Source organism: Streptomyces sp. NPDC126510 (genome assembly GCF_040302345.1).
Classification (GTDB): domain Bacteria; phylum Actinomycetota; class Actinomycetes; order Streptomycetales; family Streptomycetaceae; genus Streptomyces.
Window position 1 is genome coordinate 113882 of record NZ_JBEORR010000013.1, and the last position, 18466, is coordinate 132347.

Consider the following 18466-nt stretch of genomic DNA (forward strand, 5'->3'; position numbering starts at 1 on the left):
CCGGAGCCGGTCCTACGCATCGTTCTCGTAGCCGCCGGAGGGCCCGTGCGCGTCGTCCTCGCAGCGGCCGGTACCCGTCTCTGCGCGTCGTCCTCGTAGCCGCCGGAGCCGGTCCTACGCATCGTTCTCGTAGCCGCCGGAGGGCCCGTGCGCGTCGTCCTCGCAGCGGCCGGTACCCGTCTCTGCGCGTCGTCCTCGCAGCTGCCGGAGCCGCCCCTACTCCTCGTCCTCGTCGTCCAGCCGCGCCAGCCACGTGGCCAGCCGCTCCACCGGCACCTCGAAGTCGGGGTTGAGATCGACGAACGTCCGCAGCTGCTCGGCGAGCCACTCGAAGGTGACTTCCTCCTCGCCGCGCCGCTTCTCCAGTTCCTCGATGCCACGGTCCGTGAAGTACATGCCTCAAGGATAGGTGCGCGAAAACGGCCGGGCCGCACCCCCGGAGTGGGGATGCGGCCCGGCCACGCGGAACGCGCGAGGCGATTACGCCTCGAACACCTCACGCACCAGCTGCTCCTGCTCGGCCTGGTGGCGCTTCGCGGAACCCACCGCGGGGGACGAGCCGTGCGGGCGCGAGATGCGCCGCAGCCGCTCGCCGTGCGGGACGTCCGCGCCGACCGCCAGGTCCAGGTGGTCGATCAGGTTGAGCGCGATGAACGGCCAGGCACCCTGGTTCGCCGGCTCCTCCTGGGCCCACAGGTACTTCTCGGCGTTCGGGTACTTCTTGATCTCCGCCTGGAGCTCGGCACCCGGCAGCGGGTACAGGCGCTCGATGCGGATGATCGCCGTGTCCGTGACGCCCCGCTTCTGACGCTCGGCTTCCAGGTCGTAGTAGACCTTGCCGGCGCAGAAGACGACCTTCTTGACCGCGGCCGCGTCCACCGACGCGTCGCCGATGACCGGCTGGAACTGGCCGGTCGTGAACTCCTCCGCCTTCGCCGCCGCGGCCTTCAGGCGCAGCATCGACTTCGGCGTGAAGACCACCAGGGGCTTGTGGTGCGGGTTGTGCACCTGCCACCGCAGGAGGTGGAAGTAGTTCGACGGCGACGTCGGCATGGCGACCGTCATGTTGTTCTGCGCGCACATCTGCAGGAAGCGCTCCGGGCGGGCCGAGGAGTGGTCCGGGCCCTGGCCCTCGTAGCCGTGCGGCAGCAGCAGGACGACGCCGGACGTCTGGGCCCACTTCTGCTCGGCCGACGAGATGAACTCGTCCACGACCGTCTGGGCGCCGTTGACGAAGTCGCCGAACTGCGCCTCCCACATCACGAGCGCCTCGGGGCGGGCCAGCGAGTAGCCGTACTCGAAGCCCATCGCCGCGTACTCGGAGAGGAGGGAGTTGTAGACGTTCAGCCGCGCCTGGTCCTCGGAGAGGTACTGCAGCGGCGTGTACTCGTCGCCCGTGCTGCGGTCGATGATCACCGCGTGGCGCTGGCCGAACGTACCGCGCTGCGAGTCCTGGCCCGCCAGACGGACCGGGACGCCCTCCAGCAGGAGGGAACCGATGGCGAGGGTCTCGCCCATACCCCAGTCGATCGTGCCGTCCTCGACCATCGACGCCCGGCGCTGCAGCTGCGGCAGCAGACGCGGGTGCACGGTGATGTTGTCGGGGATGTTGACCTGGGACTCGGCGATCCGCTTGACGACCTCCGTGGTCACCGCGGTGTTCACGGCGACCGGGAACTCGGCCTGCGGGTCCGTGGACTCGACCGTGCCCGGCTGGGAGGTGGCCTCACGGACCTCGGTGAAGACCTTCTCCAGCTGGCCCTGGTAGTCCTGCAGCGCCTGCTCGGCCTCTTCGAGGGTGATGTCGCCGCGACCGATGAGGGACTCGGTGTAGAGCTTGCGCACCGAGCGCTTCTTGTCGATCAGGTCGTACATCAGCGGCTGGGTGAAGGCCGGGTTGTCCGACTCGTTGTGACCGCGGCGGCGGTAGCAGATGAGGTCGATCACCACGTCCTTGTTGAACGCCTGGCGGAACTCGAAGGCGAGCCGCGCGACGCGGACCACGGCCTCCGGGTCGTCGCCGTTCACGTGGAAGATCGGGGCCTCGATCATGCGGGCCACGTCCGTCGCGTACATGGAGGAACGCGAGGACTCGGGGGCCGCGGTGAAGCCGACCTGGTTGTTGATGACGATGTGGACCGTGCCGCCGGTGCGGTAGCCCCGCAGCTGCGACATGTTCAGGGTCTCGGCCACCACGCCCTGGCCCGCGAAGGCCGCGTCGCCGTGGATCGCCACCGGCAGGACGGTGAAGTCCGTGCCGCCCTTGTTGATGATGTCCTGCTTGGCGCGCGAGACGCCCTCCAGGACCGGGTCCACCGCCTCCAGGTGCGAGGGGTTCGCGACCAGGGAGACCGCGATCTGCTCGCCGTCGAGACCGGTGAAGGTGCCCTCGGCGCCCAGGTGGTACTTCACGTCACCCGAGCCGTGCATCGACTTCGGGTCGAGGTTGCCCTCGAACTCGCGGAAGATCTGCGCGTACGACTTGCCGACGATGTTGGCGAGGACGTTCAGGCGGCCGCGGTGGGCCATGCCGATGACGACCTCGTCCAGGCGGGACTCGGCGGCCGAGTCCAGCACGGCGTCCAGCAGCGGGATGACGGACTCGCCGCCCTCCAGGGAGAAGCGCTTCTGGCCGACGTACTTCGTCTGCAGGAACGTCTCGAACGCCTCGGCCGCGTTCAGGCGGCGCAGGATGCGCAGCTGCTCCTCGCGCTCCGGCTTGGAGTGCGGGCGCTCCACGCGGTCCTGGATCCACTTGCGCTGCTTCGGGTCCTGGATGTGCATGAACTCGATGCCGGTGGTGCGGCAGTACGAGTCGCGCAGGACGCCGAGGATGTCGCGCAGCTTCATCATCGACTTGCCGGAGAAGCCGCCGACGGCGAACTCGCGCTCCAGGTCCCACAGCGTGAGCCCGTGCTCGGTGATGTCCAGGTCGGGGTGCTTGCGCTGCTGGTACTCGAGCGGGTCGGTGTCGGCCATGACGTGGCCGCGGACCCGGTAGGAGTGGATCAGCTCGAAGACGCGGGCGGCCTTGGTGACGTCGTCGTCGTGGCTGGCGTCGATGTCCTTGAGCCAGCGGACCGGCTCGTAGGGGATGCGCAGCGCCTCGAAGATGTCGTCGTAGAAGCCGTTCTCACCGAGCAGCAGGTTCGCGACGATCCGCAGGAACTCGCCGGAGGCGGCGCCCTGGATGACCCGGTGGTCGTAGGTCGACGTGAGCGTCATGACCTTCGAGATGCCGAGCTTGTTCAGCGTGTCCTGGGACGTGCCCTGGAACTCCGCCGGGTAGTCCATGGAGCCGACGCCCATGATCACCGACTGGCCGGGCATCAGCCGCGGCACGGAGTGGACGGTGCCGAGGCCGCCGGGGTTGGTCAGGGAGACCGTCACGCCGGTGAAGTCGTCCATGCCCAGCTTGCCGTCGCGGGCGCGGCGGACGATGTCCTCGTAGGCCTGCCAGAACTCGAAGAAGTTCAGGGTCTCGGCCTTCTTGATGCCCGCGACCACGAGCTGGCGGTCGCCGTTGGGCTTGACCAGGTCGATGGCGAGGCCGAAGTTGACGTGCTCCGGCTTGACCAGGGTGGGCTTGCCGTCCTTCTGCGCGAAGGAGTAGTTCATCGACGGCATGGCCTTGATGGCCTGCACCATCGCGTAGCCGATCAGGTGCGTGAAGGAGATCTTCCCGCCCCGGGCGCGCTTCAGGTGGTTGTTGATGACGATGCGGTTGTCGAACAGCAGCTTCACCGGGACCGCGCGCACGGACGTCGCCGTGGGCACCTCCAAGGAGGCGTTCATGTTCTTGGCGACCGCGGCGGCGGGGCCGCGCAGCACGACCTGCTCGGGGCCCGAGGGGGCCTCGGCGGCGGGTTCGGCCTTCTTCGCCGCGGCAGCCGGCTTGGCGGCGGGCTTCGCGGCCGGGGCGGCCTGCGCCGGAGCGGGGGCCTTGGCCGGGGCGGCGGCCTGCGCGGGGGCCGGGGCCTGCGCGGCGGGCTTCGCCTGGGCCGGAGCCGGGGCGGGGGCCGGCGCTGCGGCGGGCTTCTCGGCCGCCGGGGCGGAGGCCTGGGCGGGAGCGGCCGGGGCGGCCGTCTGAGCGGTGGTGGTCCCCGCGGCCCCCGCGGCCGCGGTACCCGCCGGAGCCGGGGCGGCAGCCGCCCCTGGCTTGTAGTCGGCGAAGAAGTCCCACCAGGCTCGGTCTACCGAATTCGGGTCCTGGAGGTACTGCTGATAGATCTCGTCGACGAGCCACTCGTTGGCACCGAACGACGCGGCAGGGTTCTTCCCCGCTTGGTCGGTGTCGGTCGAGATGCTCGAGTTACTGGGGGACTGTGGCGACACGGCGGCAACCGCCCTCTTCCGCTTCACAAGATGATGGACAGCGGGAATCAAGGCTACGCCCCTCGGAGGGGGAAGGTCAGGCCGGGCCCGTTCAACGTCGTGCACATCACATCTGGAACCGTGTTTCGGGGCTTGAAATGGCGGGAAACAAGCGTGGTTCCGCTTTATGAGGCAAGAGCAGGGGAGGCCCAGGGCGCCGATGGCGCGGGCCCGTGCCTGATCACACGTGTCCGTCAGCGCGGACGCCCGTGGATCTTGTGGCTCCGCTTCGAACTTTACGTCAACTTGGCACAGATGACAGTCCCGGAAGAGTGACAAGAATCCGGCAACCCCGTTCGGATTCGGCCACTCCGATCCGGCCCCCGTGCAGGTCCACCGCCCAGCGGGCGATGGCCAGGCCGAGACCCGTGCCGCCGTCGCTGCCCGGCCCCTGCGGCCGCTTGGCGCTGCCGCGGTTGAAGCGCTCGAAGACGCGGTGCCACTCGGACTTGGGAATGCCGGGGCCCTCGTCCAGGACCTCCAGCTCCAGCGACTCCGGCAGGGCGCCGCGCCGCGCCTTGACCGTCACCCGGCCGTGCGGCGGACTGTGCTTGACCGCGTTGTCGATGAGATTGGCGACGACCTGGTGGATGCGCTCCGGGTCGGCGTGCGCGGTCAACTCCGGTGGATGGACGTCGAGGTGCAGATGGACGTCCGTACGGGTGTGACTGCCCGAGCCGGTGGCGATGCCCGCGCGTACGGAGGCGACCATGTTGGCCTCCTTCAGTACGCCGGACAGGTACGGCCACACCTCGAACCGCCGCTGTTTCAGCGGTACGACGCCGTTGTCCAGGCGGGACAGGTCCAGCAGCGTCTCCACCAGCCGCCCGAGGCGCTCGGTCTGCTTGAGGGCCGTGCGCATGGTCTCCGGGTCGGCCTGCGTGACGCCGTCGACGATGTTCTCCAGCACCGCGCGCAGACCCGCGATGGGCGTGCGCAGTTCGTGCGAGACATTCGCCACGAGTTCCTTGCGCTGGCTGTCCTGGGCCTCCAGCTCGTCGGCCATGGCGTTGATCGTCACGGCCAGGTCGCCCAGCTCGTCACGGCGGTTCTCCCGCGTGCGGCGGGTGTAGTCGCCCTGGGAGATGGAGCGGGCCACCGCCGTCATCTCGTCCAGCGGCGCGGTGAGTGAATGGGCTACGAACTGCGTAATGAGAAGCGTGGCGATCATCGAGAAGACCGTGATGAAGCGCAGCTCCGTCTTGGTGTGCACCGCGATCACCGACAGACCGGTGGTGATCAGCACCGAGATGACGACCAGCGCACCCAGCTTGGTCTTGATCGAGAACGGGCTCACCCCGCCCCAGGGGTTCTCCCCGGGGTTTCTCCGTGCGGCCGGCCCGCCGCTCATGGCGTCGGGGTCTCCAGGGCGTAACCCACGCCGTGCACCGTGCGGATCCGCTCCGCGCCGATCTTCCGGCGCAGGGCCTTGATGTGGCTGTCGACCGTGCGGGTGCCGGAGGCGTCCGCCCAGTCCCAGACCTCGGCGAGCAGCTGCTCACGGGAGAGCACCGCGCGCGGGGTGTTGGCCAGGCACACCAGCAGGTCGAACTCGGTGGGCGTGAGGTGGACGTCCTCGCTGCGCACCCGGACCCGGCGCTGTGCGTGGTCGATCTCCAGTTCGCCGAGGCGCAGGATGCCGGAGCGGGGGGTGGCCGCCGCGATGGCGGCCCGCTCCACCCGGCGCAGCAGGACGTGCACGCGCGCCGCCAGCTCCCGCATCGAGAACGGCTTGGTCATGTAGTCGTCGGCGCCGACCCCGAGGCCGACCAGCATGTCGGTCTCGTCGTCGCGCGCGGTGAGCATCATCACCGGCACGGGGCGGGCGGCCTGCACACGCCGGCAGACCTCCAGGCCGTCGAAGCCGGGCAGCATGATGTCGAGGATCAGCAGGTCGGGCTGCCACGCCTCGGCCGTGTCGACCGCGGCCGGGCCGTCGCCCGCTGTTTGCACGAGGAATCCCTCGGCCCGCAGGCGGGTCGCGATGGCGTCCACGATCGTCGCGTCGTCCTCGACCACCAGGACCCGGCGCTGCGCGCCCGGAGTAGCCGTCGCCGAACCGTTGTGGGAGGTCTGTGTCTGCTCCATCGCCCGCCCCTGGGGTGTGCTTTCCGGAATCAGTGGGGTGATTCCTTCTGACTGGCTATGCCTGCGCATGGTTGCGATTGACGCTTGAATGATCGGCGTCAGGGGAGCAGCGTACGGGGAGTCAGTACGCCTTTGCTATCCAGGGCGGATGGCAAGGTGCACGACGTCCGGAACGCCCCGGGCAACCGGGATCTCTTCGGTACGCACCTGCTGGAACCCGGCATTCCGCAAGGTTTCTTCGAATTCCGGAGACGGCTGGGCGGACCAGACGGCCAGAACCCCGCCGGGTCTCAACACCCTTGCGCAGCTTGCCAGTCCGGCGTTCCGGTAGAGATTTCCGTTGCCCTCGGTGACGGTCCAGCCGGGCCCGTTGTCGATGTCGAGGCACAGGGCGTCGTACGTGTCGGAAGTCTCATTGACGTGTGCGACGAGATCGGCCTCGACGATGTGCGTGCGGGGATCGGTCAGGGCCGCGGCGGAAAGCGCTGACAGCGGGCCGTCGCGATGCCACTCGACGATCGCGGGCTCGCGTTCCACCACGGTGATCCGCCCCCAGCGGGGGTCCGCCGCGGCGTGCGCGAGGGAGAAGCCCACGCCGAGCCCGCCGATCAGGACGTCGGGGCGGTTTCGGCCGGTCAGGGCGTCCAGCGCCGCCTCGACCAGCCGCCGCTCCGAGCGGCCGTCGGAGGTGTCCATCAGGAAACAGCCGTTGGCGATGATCTCCAGCCGGTCACCGTGCCGCCGCAGTACCACCTCACCGTGGGGGCCCTCGCGTCGGTCCAGGACGTCGGGGATGTCATACGAGGAAGGCATGGGGGCATCCTGGCAGGGGCGGAGGGAATGGCGCCTGGCATTTCGCCGGGCCCCGGGGGGACGCGGGGCGGGGCTTTCGGGTTGCTGTGAATCGGCTCTCGCGTGGCGAGGGTCACAGACAGCGGAGTGTCCGGAGCGAAGGCTGGGACGTGACGGAAGGAGTGCCCGTGGTGGAACGCACCGCGCCGCCCCCAGGGACGGCCGCGCCGACGCCGACGGGTGCGCCCGACACCCACGTGCCGGGGCTGCTGGACGGGGTGCCCCGGCAGCGGGGTCCGGGTGAGCGGGCGGTCGCGGAAGTACGGCAGCCCGGTCCGACGGCAGGGTCCCGGCGGCGACTGCGCCCCTGGCGGCTGCTCCCCACCCCCACCGGTACGCCGTTCACCTTCGGGTACGCGCTCCTCCTCTGCCTCACCTCGCTGATCGCCGCGCACGCGGATCCGGCGCTCGTGCACGCCCTGCTCCAGGGGTCCAGCACGGATGTGACGCACCTGGTGCGCACGCCGGAGCTGGTGCTGGTAGGCAGCGCCCTGTGGGTCGCGGGCGGGGTGACCTCGCCGTTCGCCCTGGCCTTCGTGCTGGTGCTGACCGCGCTGGAACGGCGGATCGGAGGCGCGCGCACGGCCGGCGTCTTCCTGCTCGGGCATGTCCTCGCCACCCTCGCGACCGAGGTCCCGGTGGGCCTCGCGGTCCTGGCCGGGCACCTCCCCGACAGCTCCCTGCACCGTCTCGACTACGGCGTCAGCTTCGGCGTCGCCGCCGGCATCGGCGCCCTGGCCGGTCTGCTGCCGCTGTGGCAGCGTCTGCCACTGCTGGCCGGGTTCGGCTGGATGCTGCTCCAGGACCTGCTCGCCTACGCCGATCCGATGACGAACTGGGGGCACCTCATCGCGCTGGGCATCGGGGTCGCGACCTGGCCGGTGGTCCGGCGCTGGTACGCGGCGCGCCTGGGCGTGGCCGGGGCCTGACCGCGCGGCCCTTCAGGTCGCCCGGCACGACTCTCCGGGCTCCGGGCGGCCCCTCAGGCCAGGGCGGAGGCCGGCGGGTCGTGCCGGGCGCTGGTCAGCGTGGCCACCACGCCCCAGCCCAGCGCCTCGTAGAGCCCTCGCCCCGCGGGTGTCCCGGCCAGGACGCCGGTCCGCGCCCCCTGCCGGGCGGCGGAGTTCTGCAGCGTCCTCATGACGAGGCTGCCCAGGCCCCTGCGGCGGTGTTCGGGGGCGGTCTCGATCCGGTCGGCGACGGCGGTCTCGCCCCTCGGGGCGATCTGGCCCCGCGCCGCCAGGGACCCGTCCGGCGCGGCCACCATCAGACGGGTGACCCCGCCGCGTGACCACTCGCGCAGCCGGTAGCCGTCCGGGGCGGCCGGGGCGTCCTCCGCCGCCAGGGGGACGGTCATCAGGTAGCCCGGCTCGGGGTCGATCCACCAGCTGTCGTCCAGCCAGCCGGAGACCACCGACGGGTCCCGGAAGGCCTTCAGCCACACGCCGTGCCCGGTCACCGCGCCGGCCACCTTGCGGACGGTCGTCTCGTCGAGGTCCTCACCCGTCGCGCCGAACACGTGCCGTGTGACGTGCCCGTACAGGCCCATGTCGATCGTCCAGCCCCACGGCTCGGCCGTGGGCGGCGCGGCCCCGCGCGACACGACCCACCCGTTCACCCATGCCTGCACGGTTCCGTCCACGCGTCCCCCGTAATGGCTGCAATGGCTTTACGTCTATTACCGATGGGGAGCCTACGCGCCCTCCCGCTCCCGGTGACACCGATGATCGCTGACAGCGAACAGCGGATGGGGAACATCCCGAGCCCCCCACGCATTGAGTCGACATAACTCAACTTGACTGCCGAAGGGGAGATCATGGCTGCTGAGTCCACGGCGTTCACACCGCTCACCCTGCCCGTGCTGCCGCTCGACGGAGAGGTCGTGCTGCCCGGGATGGTGGTCCCGCTGGACCTGAGCGATTCCGAGGTCCGCGCCGCGGTGGAGGCCGCCCAGGCCGCTGCCCGGTCAACGCCCGGTAAGCCCCGGGTACTCCTAGTGCCACGCATCGACGGGACGTACGCGAACACCGGTGTGCTCGGCACCGTCGAGCAGGTCGGACGGCTGGCCGACGGCGATCCGGGGGCGCTGATCCGCGGCCGCGGGCGGGTGAGGATCGGTGCGGGGACCACGGGCCCCGGCGCGGCCCTCTGGGTCGAGGGCACCAGCGTCGACGACACCGTTCCGGAGCCTCTGCCCGGTCAGGTCGCCGAACTGGTCAAGGAGTACAAGGCCCTCGCCACCGCCTGGCTGCGCAAGCGCGGCGCCTGGCAGATCGTCGACCGGGTCCAGGCCATCGACGACGTCTCGGCGCTCGCCGACAACTCCGGCTACTCGCCGTTCCTGACCACCGACCAGAAGGTCGAACTGCTGGAGACCGCCGACCCGGTGGCCCGGCTGAAGCTCGCCACCCAGCAGCTGCGCGACCACCTCGCCGAGCAGGACGTGGCCGAGTCGATCGCCAAGGACGTCCAGGAGGGCGTCGACAAGCAGCCAGCGCGAGTTCCTGCTGCGCCGTCAGCTGGACGCCGTGCGCAAGGAGCTGCGCGAGCTCAACGGTGAGCAGGAGGGCGAGGAGTCCGACGACTACCGCGCCCGCGTGGAGGCCGCCGACCTGCCCGAGAAGGTCCGCGAGGCCGCCCTCAAGGAGGTCGACAAGCTGGAGCGGTCCTCCGACCAGTCGCCCGAGGGCTCCTGGATCCGCACCTGGCTCGACACGGTCCTGGAGATGCCGTGGAACGAGCGCACCGAGGACGCCTACGACATCCAGGGCGCCCAGGCCGTCCTCGACGCCGAGCACTCCGGCCTGGAGGACGTGAAGGAGCGGATCACCGAGTACCTGGCGGTGCGCAAGCGGCGTACCGCCCGAGGGCTGGGCGTCGTCGGCGGGCGGCGCGGCGGTGCCGTGCTCGCGCTGGTCGGACCGCCCGGCGTCGGCAAGACCAGCCTGGGCGAGTCCGTCGCCCACGCCATGGGCCGCAAGTTCGTCCGCGTCGCCCTCGGCGGCGTCCGCGACGAGGCCGAGATCCGCGGCCACCGGCGTACGTACGTCGGCGCGCTGCCGGGCCGGATCGTCCGGGCCGTCAAGGAGGCCGGGTCGATGAACCCCGTCGTGCTGCTCGACGAGATCGACAAGGTGGGCTCGGACTTCCGGGGCGACCCCGCCGCCGCCCTCCTCGAGGTGCTCGACCCGGCGCAGAACCACACCTTCCGGGACCACTACCTCGAGGTCGAGCTGGACCTGTCCGACGTCGTCTTCCTCGCGACCGCCAACGTCCTGGAGGCGATCCCGGAAGCCCTGGCCGACCGGATGGAGATCGTCCGCCTGGACGGCTACACCGAGGACGAGAAGGTCGTCATCGCCCGTGACCACCTGCTCCCGCGCCAGCTGGAGCGGGCCGGGCTCGGCGAGGACGAGGTGGCCATCGACGAGGGCGCACTGCGCAAGCTCGCCGGGGAGTACACCCGCGAGGCGGGCGTGCGCACCCTGGAGCGGTCCGTCGCACGGCTCCTGCGCAAGGTCGCCGCCCAGCACGAACTGGGGGAGCGGAAGCTGCCCTTCACCGTCCGGGACGAGGACCTGCGCGACCTGATCGGCCGACCGCACCACGTGCCCGAGTCCGCTCAGGACCCGGCCGAGCGGCGGACGTCCGTCCCCGGCGTGGCGACCGGCCTCGCGGTGACCGGAGCGGGCGGTGACGTCCTGTACGTCGAGGCGTCCCTGGCCGACCCGGAGACGGGCGCGGCCGGACTGACCCTGACCGGTCAGCTGGGCGACGTCATGAAGGAGTCCGCACAGATCGCGCTGAGCTTCCTGCGCTCCCACGGCGCCGAGCTCGAACTGCCGGTGGCCGACCTGAAGGACCGGGGCGTGCACATCCACTTCCCGGCGGGCGCGGTCCCCAAGGACGGTCCGAGCGCCGGCATCACCATGACGACGGCCCTCGCGTCCCTGCTGTCCGGCCGGCTGGTCCGCACGGACGTGGCGATGACCGGCGAGACCTCGCTGACCGGGCGGGTCCTGCCGATCGGCGGCGTGAAGCAGAAGCTGCTCGCCGCGCACCGGGCGGGGGTCACCACGGTGATCATCCCCAAGCGCAACGAGCCCGACCTGGACGACGTCCCGGCGGAGGTGCTGGACAAGCTCGACGTCCACGCCGTCACCGACGTCCGCCAGGTCCTGGAGCTGGCGCTCGCGCCCGCCACCGCGGGTGCCACGCCGGAGGTTCCGGTGGCCGCGTGACGGAGGTCATCGGATGAGGGAAGGCCCGGGTTCTCCTGAGGGAGGCCCGGGCCTTCACCGTGTGGTGGCCCTGTGGACACGGACGCCCTGACCTGCGGAATACTTGCCGAACTGCGGTGATGGCAGCAGGTGGCGGAAAATTCAGGTACCGGCGTTCCACGACCGGGCGACGACCGAGGCAGGGGCTGACGTGCACGAGGGCGGCAACGACGACGGACACCGCGACGCCGGTGTGGCCGGAACCGGTGTGGACCAGCCCGCCTTCCTGGCGCTGGAGCGTGAGCTGACCGTACTGCTGCGGCGCGCCCGGGCCAGCCAGGGCGAGATGGCCCGCGAGGTCCACCCCGACCTGGAGTCGTCCGCGTACGGCCTGCTCGTGCGGCTGGACGAGTACGGGAAGCAGCGGGCCACCGAGCTGGCCGCCTACATCGGCGTCGGCAAGGCGACGATGTCCCGCCAGCTGCGCGCCCTGGAGGAACTCGGGCTGGTCGCGCGCGAGCCCGACCCCGCCGACGGACGCGCCTGGCTCGTCGCCCTCACCCAGGAGGGCCACGACCGCGTCCGCCGGGTCCGGGAGGCCCGCCGCGCCCGCTACGCCGGCCGCCTGGCCGACTGGGACTCCCGCGAGGTCACGGAACTGGCCCGGCTGCTGAACCAGCTCAACCGCGGCATGGAGAAGTAGGCCCCGGTCGAGAGGTAGGTCCTGGTCGAGAAGCAGGCCCTGGACGAGGTCCCGGTCGAGAAGCAGGCCCTGGACGAGAAGCAGGTCCCGGTCGAGAAGCAGGCCCTGGACGAGAAGCAGGTCCCGGTCGAGAAGCAGGCACTGGACGAGAAGCAGCCCCCGGTCGCGGTCGCCCGGAATGCGGGCAGCCGTCTAGAACTCGGCGAACACCACCGTCGCGTCGTCGTGCCTCTTGCCGCGGCCCAGGAACGTCGTGGCGGCGTCCGACCGCTCCAGCGCCCGGACGCGGTCGACCAGGGCCTGGGGGCCCTCCTTGCGGACGAGGCGGAAGCAGTCCGTCCAATCGCCCTCCTCGAACCGCTCGACCCAGCGCGTCGCGCCGTCCGTCAGCGCGGCCAGGGCCCGGACCTCGCGGCGGGGCACGGTTCCGGTCACCGCCCGGGCCGCCACCGAGGGGTCGGCGGCCGCCGTGAAGAAGCCGCCCTCCATGTTGCGGAGCGTGGAGTCCACCAGCGCGTCCGTGGCCAGCGCCGAGCGGGGGAGCAGGGCCAGCCGGTCGTCGAGGAGGGGCGTCACCACACCGTCCGGCGATTCCAGGAGCAGGGCCGAGTCGGACAGGACCAGATACTCCACCGTGTCCGGATTCCATCGGGCCGTGACCACCGTCGCCTGAGGAGTTCGAGGGTGAGAAAGGTCACAGGTTGCGGCGTGCGCCTCGGAGGTACGCGCGATGGCGTGGGACAAGGCGTCGACCAGGGGAACATCCGGGAGTGAAACGGTCAGTTCGGTCAGTGCTCCACCGAGGCGTGCGGTGAACCAGGGAACGGAATGCAGACAGCCCGTCCCGGTCCTCGGTGGCGTGACCCCGTCCAGGACGACGACCGAACCGCCCTGCCCCGAGGCCGGTAGCCCGACAGCGGCGAAGTCCTCGTTGGGGCGGTCGGCGTCTCCCGGCTCCGAGGCGAGTTCAGTGCGCATCCAGCCAGTCTGCACGAGCCCTTCACAACGCTCGCAGGAGACCGGCAATGGTTGCCCGACCGGCGCAGTCGCGCAGGTCAGACGCCAGGTTTGGGATGGAATGATTTGTTCCGGGAAGGCGTGGTGGCGAATACTGCCACCGGCCGTCGCCGTCGTCCAACCGGCCTGCCGCGCAAGGTCGCTGCATGGGCCTGCGGAACTTGCCCCTCAACTCCCCTCCGGGGTTCACTCCTTCGGGTGGCGGGTCAGGTGATGCGCGTGCGCTGCCCACCGGCGCTGGGAGGGTCGGGAAGTGTACCGGGAGTACGCACCAGTTGACGGAGCGTCATCCGGGCCCAAGGGTTCACGAGTCAGGAATGCGAGCACCGGTGCAGAAGACGCGGCCTCGTCGCACAGGCAAGCAGAAGGCCCCCGTTCAGGGCGCTGAGCCGACGCCCCCCACCGGCACGGGCCGCCCCACGCACGTGCGCAACCGGCTGATCGTGGCCGTGGCCGTGGTCGCCGCGGCCATCGCGGGGGCCGGCACCCCGTCCGTCCTGGCCGCCTCCGGGCAACTCCACGACTCCCAGTCACTGGTGACGCTCGCGGAGCAGACGCAGGACGCGCTCGCCCTCGCGCACTCCCTCGCCGACGAACGGGACGACGTCACCTCCTACATCGCGGCCGGGCGCCCCAAGTCCAAGGCGCCCTCCGAGCAGCGCAGCGCCCGGGTGGACCGGCAGGTCGAGGAGCTGCGCTCCGATACCGACACGCCCGCCGCGCTCCGCTCGGACCTCGACGGCATAGCGGCCGTGCGCAGGGCCGCGCTCACCGGCAAGAGCAGCGCCCTCGAAGCGCACCAGGCGTACTCCCGCGCCATCACCGAACTCCACGACCTCGCCGAGCAGTTGGCGCAGCGGACCCCGCCGCGCGCGGGTGCCGGCGGTTACGCGCTGGCCGAGCTGGACTCCGCCGTCCAGCAGGCCGCCGCGGCCCGCGGGCTGCTGCTCGCCGCGCTGAGCGTGCCGCGCAGCACCGAGACGGTCATCGACCCCGTCACCGGTCTGCCGACCCAGACCTCCGCCTCCTCGGACGCCGGCACCCGGCAGCGCGACGCCCTCAGCGCCGCCGCCCAGCAGGCCCGGCTGCGCTCCGACGCGGCCCTGGCCGACTTCCGCGACAGCGCGCCCAAGCCGGCCCGCGCCTCCTTCGACTCCACGGTCACCGGCACCGAGGTCAACTCCGCCGACAAGTACCTCGCCACCCTGACCGACCAGCCGACGCTCTCCCGCACCGACCTCGCCACCAGCACCAAGAGGCTGGACGCGGCCCTGTCCGCCCGCGTCGACCTGATGCGCGGCGTGGAGTCGGCCCTCTACGACCGCCGCACCAAGGACCTCGAGGCGCTGCGCGACGACGACGTCACCGCGCTGGAGATCCGCATCGCCGTGCTCGGCGCCCTCATGCTGCTCGCCGTCGGCGTCGCCACGGGCATGGCCCGCAGCCTCACCCGCCCCCTCGCCGTCCTGCGCCTGGGCTCCAAGCGCCTCGCCGAGGCCGACGACCCGGCGGCCGAGGAGCCGGTGAGGTTCACCGGCCGCAACGACGAGTTCGCCCAGGCCGTCCGCTCCGTCAACGCCCTGCACGCGCACGCGGCCGCCCTCACCGAGCGGATCACCACGCTGGAGTCCGACCGCAAGCACCTCGTCGGGCAGCGCCAGAAGATGGCCGACGCGCGCGAGGAACTGCGGGGCGAACTCGCCGAGTCCGCAGCCCAGCTGGAGCGGCTGCGCACGGCCATCGGCGGGACGTTCGTCAACCTCGCCCTGCGTACCCTCGGCCTGGTCGAGCGGCAACTGGCCGTCATCGAGAACCTGGAGGAGCGCGAGCAGGACCCGGACCGGCTCGCCACGCTCTTCAAGCTCGACCACTTCGCCACGGTCATGCGCCGGCACAGCGAGAACCTCCTCGTCCTGGCCGGTACCGAGCACGTCCAGCACGCCGCCGGACCGGTGCCGCTGGTGGACGTCGTCCGTGCCGCGGTCAGCGAGATCGAGCGGTACGAGCGGGTCCGGATCGCCGCGCTGCCGCCGCACGCGCACATCGCCGGGTTCGCCGCGGACGACCTCTCCCACCTGCTGGCCGAACTCATGGAGAACGCCACCTCGTTCTCCCCGCCGGACCTGCCCGTCGAGATCTCCGGCTGGCTGCTGGAGAACGGCGAGGTCATGCTCTCCGTCCAGGACGAGGGCATCGGCATGACCGAGGAGCGGCTGGAGCGACTCAACTCGCGCCTCGCCGACTTCGACCCCGAGGCGCCCTACGACCAGGAGGGCGAGGACGGTCTAGGACTCGGCCTGTACGTCGTGGCCCGGCTCGCCCACCGCCACGGCGTGCGCGTCCAGCTGCGCGAGCAGAAGCAGGGCGGTGTCGCGGCGGTCGTCGTCCTGCCGCGCACGCTCCTCGCCCCCGCCCCGCCCGCGGCGGTACCGACCGCCGGCCCCCTCACCGGCACGGCCCACTCCTACTCCTTCCCGGGCGCCGACGCCGAGGCCAACTCCAACGTCCTGCACGGCCGCGCCTCCGGCGACGACCCGTTGGTCGCCCTGGCGGAGAAGGCGGTACGCGAGGACGAAGCGGGGGAGAGCACGACAGCCGCCCGTCGCCCGGAACCGGCCGGGGAGCCGGAACCGGCGGTGGCGCCCGAGCCGTCCGAAGCGCCCAGGAGGCTGGAGGTGCCGGAGCCCTCCGGGTCGGCAACCCCGGCGACCCCGACCGGGTCGGCGGCGTCCGGCGAGCCGGGGGCACACGCCGAGCCGGGAGCCGCCCCGGTGGCGCCGGACGCCCCGGTGGCGCCCGCCGATCAGGCCGACCACGCCTCCCCGGCAGGGCCCGGCGACCAGGCCCCCCGGGTGTCCGCGGCAGGGCCCCACCCCACGGCCCACGCCTCCCGGGCGGTGCCCGGCGATGCGGCCGCCCACGGGTCCCCGGCAGAGACCGACCCCGCCGCCCATCCCGACCCGGCGACGTCCGGCGAGCCGGCGCCCGGCGAACTTGCGGCAGACCCCGAGGCGAGGCCGCACGCCGACCCGGACGAGACCGCCGCACCCGTGGAATCCTTTGCGGAGACCACGATGGAGCTGCTGATCCCGGCGCAGGCGGGAGAGCCGGACCCGGCGGGGCACGGACCCGCGGCCGACGGCGCCGAGACCGACCGGCACGGGCAGGACCCGGCCGAAGCCGCCTCGCCACACGAAGCCGCCACTCGCACAGGCGAGACCAGCCTGTTCGGGCAGCCCGCGCCCGAGGCCGCCTTCCGTACGGGCGAGACCGGCCCGCATGGGCAGCCCGCGTCCGGCGGCGGGGGCCGCACGGGCGGCGTGGACCTGGACGAGAGCCCGGAGCACGAGCGCGTGCCCGATGAGGAGGAGGACCGCGTCACCGACAAGGGCCTCCCCAAGCGCACTCCGAAGATCACCGCGCAGACCACCGCCCCGCGCCAGCGCAGCGGCTCCGTCGACGCCGAAGCCCTGCGCCGCCGCCTCGGCGGCTTCCGCCAGGGCGCCCAGGCGGGGTACCGCGACGTGGAGGCGGAGATCGCCGAAAGCACGGCCTCGCACCAGCGGCCGTCCACCGGCGCAGCACGACCAGCTGGATCCGAAGAATCCACGGGGGGCACAGTCGAGGAGGCAAGCAGTTGACCGCTCCCAGTACCTCCGGACTGATCGGACTGAGCAGTGAGGCCCGCAACCTGCACTGGCTGCTGACCAACCTCGTCGAGGAGGTGCCCGGCATCCTCTCGGTCGCGGTCGTCTCGTCCGACGGACTGCTCCTGCTCTCCTCCGACGACCACCGCAACAAGGAGGCCAGGGAGGCCCTGCAGGCCCGCGGCACCCGCCGCACCGGCCCGCGCGGCTCCGCCGCCGACCTGGCCACCATCGTCTCCGGCATCGGCAGCCTCACCATCGGCGCCGCCCGGCTGATGGACTTCGGCGGCGTCCGGCACACGATGATCGCGATGGACGAGGGCAGCCTGTTCGTGATGTCGATCAGCGACGGCTCGCTGCTCGGCGTCCACGGCTCCGCGGACTGCGACATGAGCGTGGTGGCGTACCACATGGCCCTGTTCGTCGGCCGCGCCGGTCACGTCCTGACTCCGGAACTCCGCAGCGAGCTCCGGAAGTCCCTGGAGGATTCCCAGACAACGGGGAGTGCCCGATGAGCAGTACGCCCAAGCAGCACCTCCCGGTCCGCGGCGGTGACCGCAAACCCGCCCGCGTCCGCCCCTACTCGCTCACCGGCGGCCGCACCCGGTTCGGCCACGTCCTCCTCGTGGAGACGTTCGTGGCGAGCACCGCCGCGCTGGACGCCCCGGAGGAGCGCAGGGAACTGACGAACGGTCATCTCTCCACCCGCGTCATGCCGGAGCTGAGGGCCATCGTCGAGCTGTGCCGCCGGATGCGTACGGTGGCCGAGATCGCCGCGCTGCTGAAGATGCCGCTCGGCGTGGTCCGCGTGCTCCTGAGCGACCTCGCGGACCAGGGAAAGATCCGTGTGTACGGAACGGGCACCGGCCATGGCACGGGCCGCCCGGACCGGGCTCTGCTGGAAAGGGTGCTGAGTGGACTCCGTCGTCTCTGACGCCGCTCACGGCGTCTCTGGTTCCTCCCCGTTCGGCCGGCCGGACGACGACATGCACGCCTGGGAGACGGACCGCACCCGTGCCCCCATAGCCACGAAGATCGTGGTGGCGGGCGGCTTCGGCGTGGGCAAGACCACGCTGGTCACCTCCGTCTCGGAGATCACGCCCCTGCAGACCGAGGCGCTGATGACCGAGGCGAGCGAGGCGACCGACGACCTCACCGCCACGCCGGGCAAGTCCACCACCACCGTGGCCATGGACTTCGGGCGCATCACGCTCGACGACGACCTGGTGCTCTACCTGTTCGGCACGCCGGGCCAGCAGCGGTTCTGGTTCATGTGGGACGACATCGTGCGCGGCGCGATCGGCGCGGTCGTCCTGGCCGACACCCGGCGCCTCAAGGATTGCTTCCCGGTCCTGGACTACTTCGAGAGCTCCGGGCTGCCGTACGTCGTCGCGGTCAACCACTTCGACGGCAGTGAGCTCTTCGAGCCGGAGGACGTGCGGGAGGCCCTGACCATCCCGCGACACATACCTGTCATGATCATGGACGCGCGTCGCCGGATCTCCGTGATCGAGACCCTCCTGGCCCTCGTGGGCCACGCGCTCGACGAAACCCCCGAGTAGAGG

The 18466-nt window shown here is 71.6% G+C and carries 13 protein-coding genes and 1 pseudogene; 7 read left to right on the plus strand and 7 right to left on the minus strand.

Features of this window, described 5'->3' with window-relative positions; translation table 11 throughout:
• Positions 1–216: 216 nt before the first annotated feature.
• From ABTX60_RS20325 to ABTX60_RS20345, 5 genes are all read right to left on the minus strand, one after another.
• Complete coding sequence (locus ABTX60_RS20325; protein ID WP_023586593.1) at positions 217–396, minus strand: DUF6104 family protein; 180 nt, start codon at positions 394–396, stop codon at positions 217–219.
• Between the two features lie 84 nt (positions 397–480).
• Positions 481–4335, minus strand: coding sequence for a multifunctional oxoglutarate decarboxylase/oxoglutarate dehydrogenase thiamine pyrophosphate-binding subunit/dihydrolipoyllysine-residue succinyltransferase subunit (locus tag ABTX60_RS20330; RefSeq protein ID WP_352098396.1), 3855 nt, complete (start codon positions 4333–4335; stop codon positions 481–483).
• 280 nt (positions 4336–4615) lie between these two features.
• Entirely contained in the window at positions 4616–5725 is a 1110-nt protein-coding gene (locus ABTX60_RS20335) for a HAMP domain-containing sensor histidine kinase (protein WP_352098397.1), read from the minus strand.
• Positions 5722–6462, minus strand: coding sequence for a response regulator transcription factor (locus tag ABTX60_RS20340; protein ID WP_030851757.1), 741 nt, complete (start codon positions 6460–6462; stop codon positions 5722–5724). The genes ABTX60_RS20335 and ABTX60_RS20340 overlap by 4 nt, the downstream gene beginning before the upstream one ends.
• Before the next feature lie 135 nt (positions 6463–6597).
• Positions 6598–7275: a spermine/spermidine synthase domain-containing protein gene (locus ABTX60_RS20345; RefSeq protein WP_352098398.1), complete on the minus strand. Its 678-nt coding sequence runs from the start codon at positions 7273–7275 to the stop codon at positions 6598–6600.
• A 170-nt stretch (positions 7276–7445) separates the two neighbouring features.
• On the opposite strand from ABTX60_RS20345, the gene ABTX60_RS20350 reads away from it, so the two are divergent.
• Positions 7446–8243 (plus strand): rhomboid-like protein, encoded by a 798-nt coding sequence (locus tag ABTX60_RS20350; RefSeq protein WP_352098502.1) that lies wholly within the window; start codon positions 7446–7448, stop codon positions 8241–8243.
• Positions 8244–8296: 53 nt separating this feature from the next.
• Here ABTX60_RS20350 and ABTX60_RS20355 read toward each other — a convergent pair whose 3' ends face one another.
• Entirely contained in the window at positions 8297–8956 is a 660-nt protein-coding gene (locus ABTX60_RS20355) for a GNAT family N-acetyltransferase (RefSeq protein WP_352098399.1), read from the minus strand.
• A 174-nt stretch (positions 8957–9130) separates the two neighbouring features.
• Between ABTX60_RS20355 and lon the strand changes: the two are divergent.
• Both lon and ABTX60_RS20365 read left to right on the plus strand, forming a co-directional pair.
• Positions 9131–11555, plus strand: a pseudogene (gene lon / locus ABTX60_RS20360) (endopeptidase La).
• A 190-nt stretch (positions 11556–11745) separates the two neighbouring features.
• The gene (locus ABTX60_RS20365; RefSeq protein ID WP_104784851.1) at positions 11746–12237 is read left to right on the plus strand and encodes a MarR family winged helix-turn-helix transcriptional regulator; all 492 of its coding nucleotides are present in this window, start codon (positions 11746–11748) and stop codon (positions 12235–12237) included.
• A 192-nt stretch (positions 12238–12429) separates the two neighbouring features.
• Here the strand turns inward: ABTX60_RS20365 and ABTX60_RS20370 are convergent, their stop codons facing one another.
• Positions 12430–13215, minus strand: coding sequence for a protein phosphatase 2C domain-containing protein (locus tag ABTX60_RS20370; RefSeq protein ID WP_352098400.1), 786 nt, complete (start codon positions 13213–13215; stop codon positions 12430–12432).
• Positions 13216–13571: 356 nt separating this feature from the next.
• Between ABTX60_RS20370 and ABTX60_RS20375 the strand changes: the two genes are divergently transcribed.
• The 4 genes from ABTX60_RS20375 to ABTX60_RS20390 are packed head-to-tail and all read left to right on the plus strand — an operon-like array spanning position 13572 to position 18463.
• A complete protein-coding gene (locus ABTX60_RS20375; protein ID WP_502992356.1) occupies positions 13572–16895 on the plus strand; it encodes a sensor histidine kinase in 3324 nt (1107 codons plus the stop codon).
• On the plus strand, positions 16892–17416 hold the full coding sequence (locus tag ABTX60_RS20380; protein ID WP_352098402.1) for a roadblock/LC7 domain-containing protein: 525 nt from the start codon (positions 16892–16894) through the stop codon (positions 17414–17416). Before ABTX60_RS20375 ends, ABTX60_RS20380 begins: the two co-directional genes overlap by 4 nt.
• The gene (locus ABTX60_RS20385; protein WP_104784842.1) at positions 17413–17835 is read left to right on the plus strand and encodes a DUF742 domain-containing protein; all 423 of its coding nucleotides are present in this window, start codon (positions 17413–17415) and stop codon (positions 17833–17835) included. Before ABTX60_RS20380 ends, ABTX60_RS20385 begins: the two co-directional genes overlap by 4 nt.
• Positions 17816–18463: a GTP-binding protein gene (locus tag ABTX60_RS20390; protein WP_352098403.1), complete on the plus strand. Its 648-nt coding sequence runs from the start codon at positions 17816–17818 to the stop codon at positions 18461–18463. Before ABTX60_RS20385 ends, ABTX60_RS20390 begins: the two co-directional genes overlap by 20 nt.
• Positions 18464–18466: the final 3 nt, after the last annotated feature.

What these genes read in the sequence shown, in the direction of transcription:
- ABTX60_RS20335 (WP_352098397.1), bottom strand. Translation starts at nt 5,725, where the DNA reads ATGAGCGGCGGGCCGGCCGCACGGAGAAACCCCGGGGAGAACCCCTGG.
- ABTX60_RS20370 (WP_352098400.1), bottom strand. Translation starts at nt 13,215, where the DNA reads ATGCGCACTGAACTCGCCTCGGAGCCGGGAGACGCCGACCGCCCCAAC.
- ABTX60_RS20375 (WP_502992356.1), top strand. Translation starts at nt 13,572, where the DNA reads ATGCGAGCACCGGTGCAGAAGACGCGGCCTCGTCGCACAGGCAAGCAG.
- ABTX60_RS20340 (WP_030851757.1), bottom strand. Translation starts at nt 6,462, where the DNA reads ATGGAGCAGACACAGACCTCCCACAACGGTTCGGCGACGGCTACTCCG.
- ABTX60_RS20325 (WP_023586593.1), bottom strand. Translation starts at nt 396, where the DNA reads ATGTACTTCACGGACCGTGGCATCGAGGAACTGGAGAAGCGGCGCGGC.
- ABTX60_RS20385 (WP_104784842.1), top strand. Translation starts at nt 17,413, where the DNA reads ATGAGCAGTACGCCCAAGCAGCACCTCCCGGTCCGCGGCGGTGACCGC.
- ABTX60_RS20345 (WP_352098398.1), bottom strand. Translation starts at nt 7,275, where the DNA reads ATGCCTTCCTCGTATGACATCCCCGACGTCCTGGACCGACGCGAGGGC.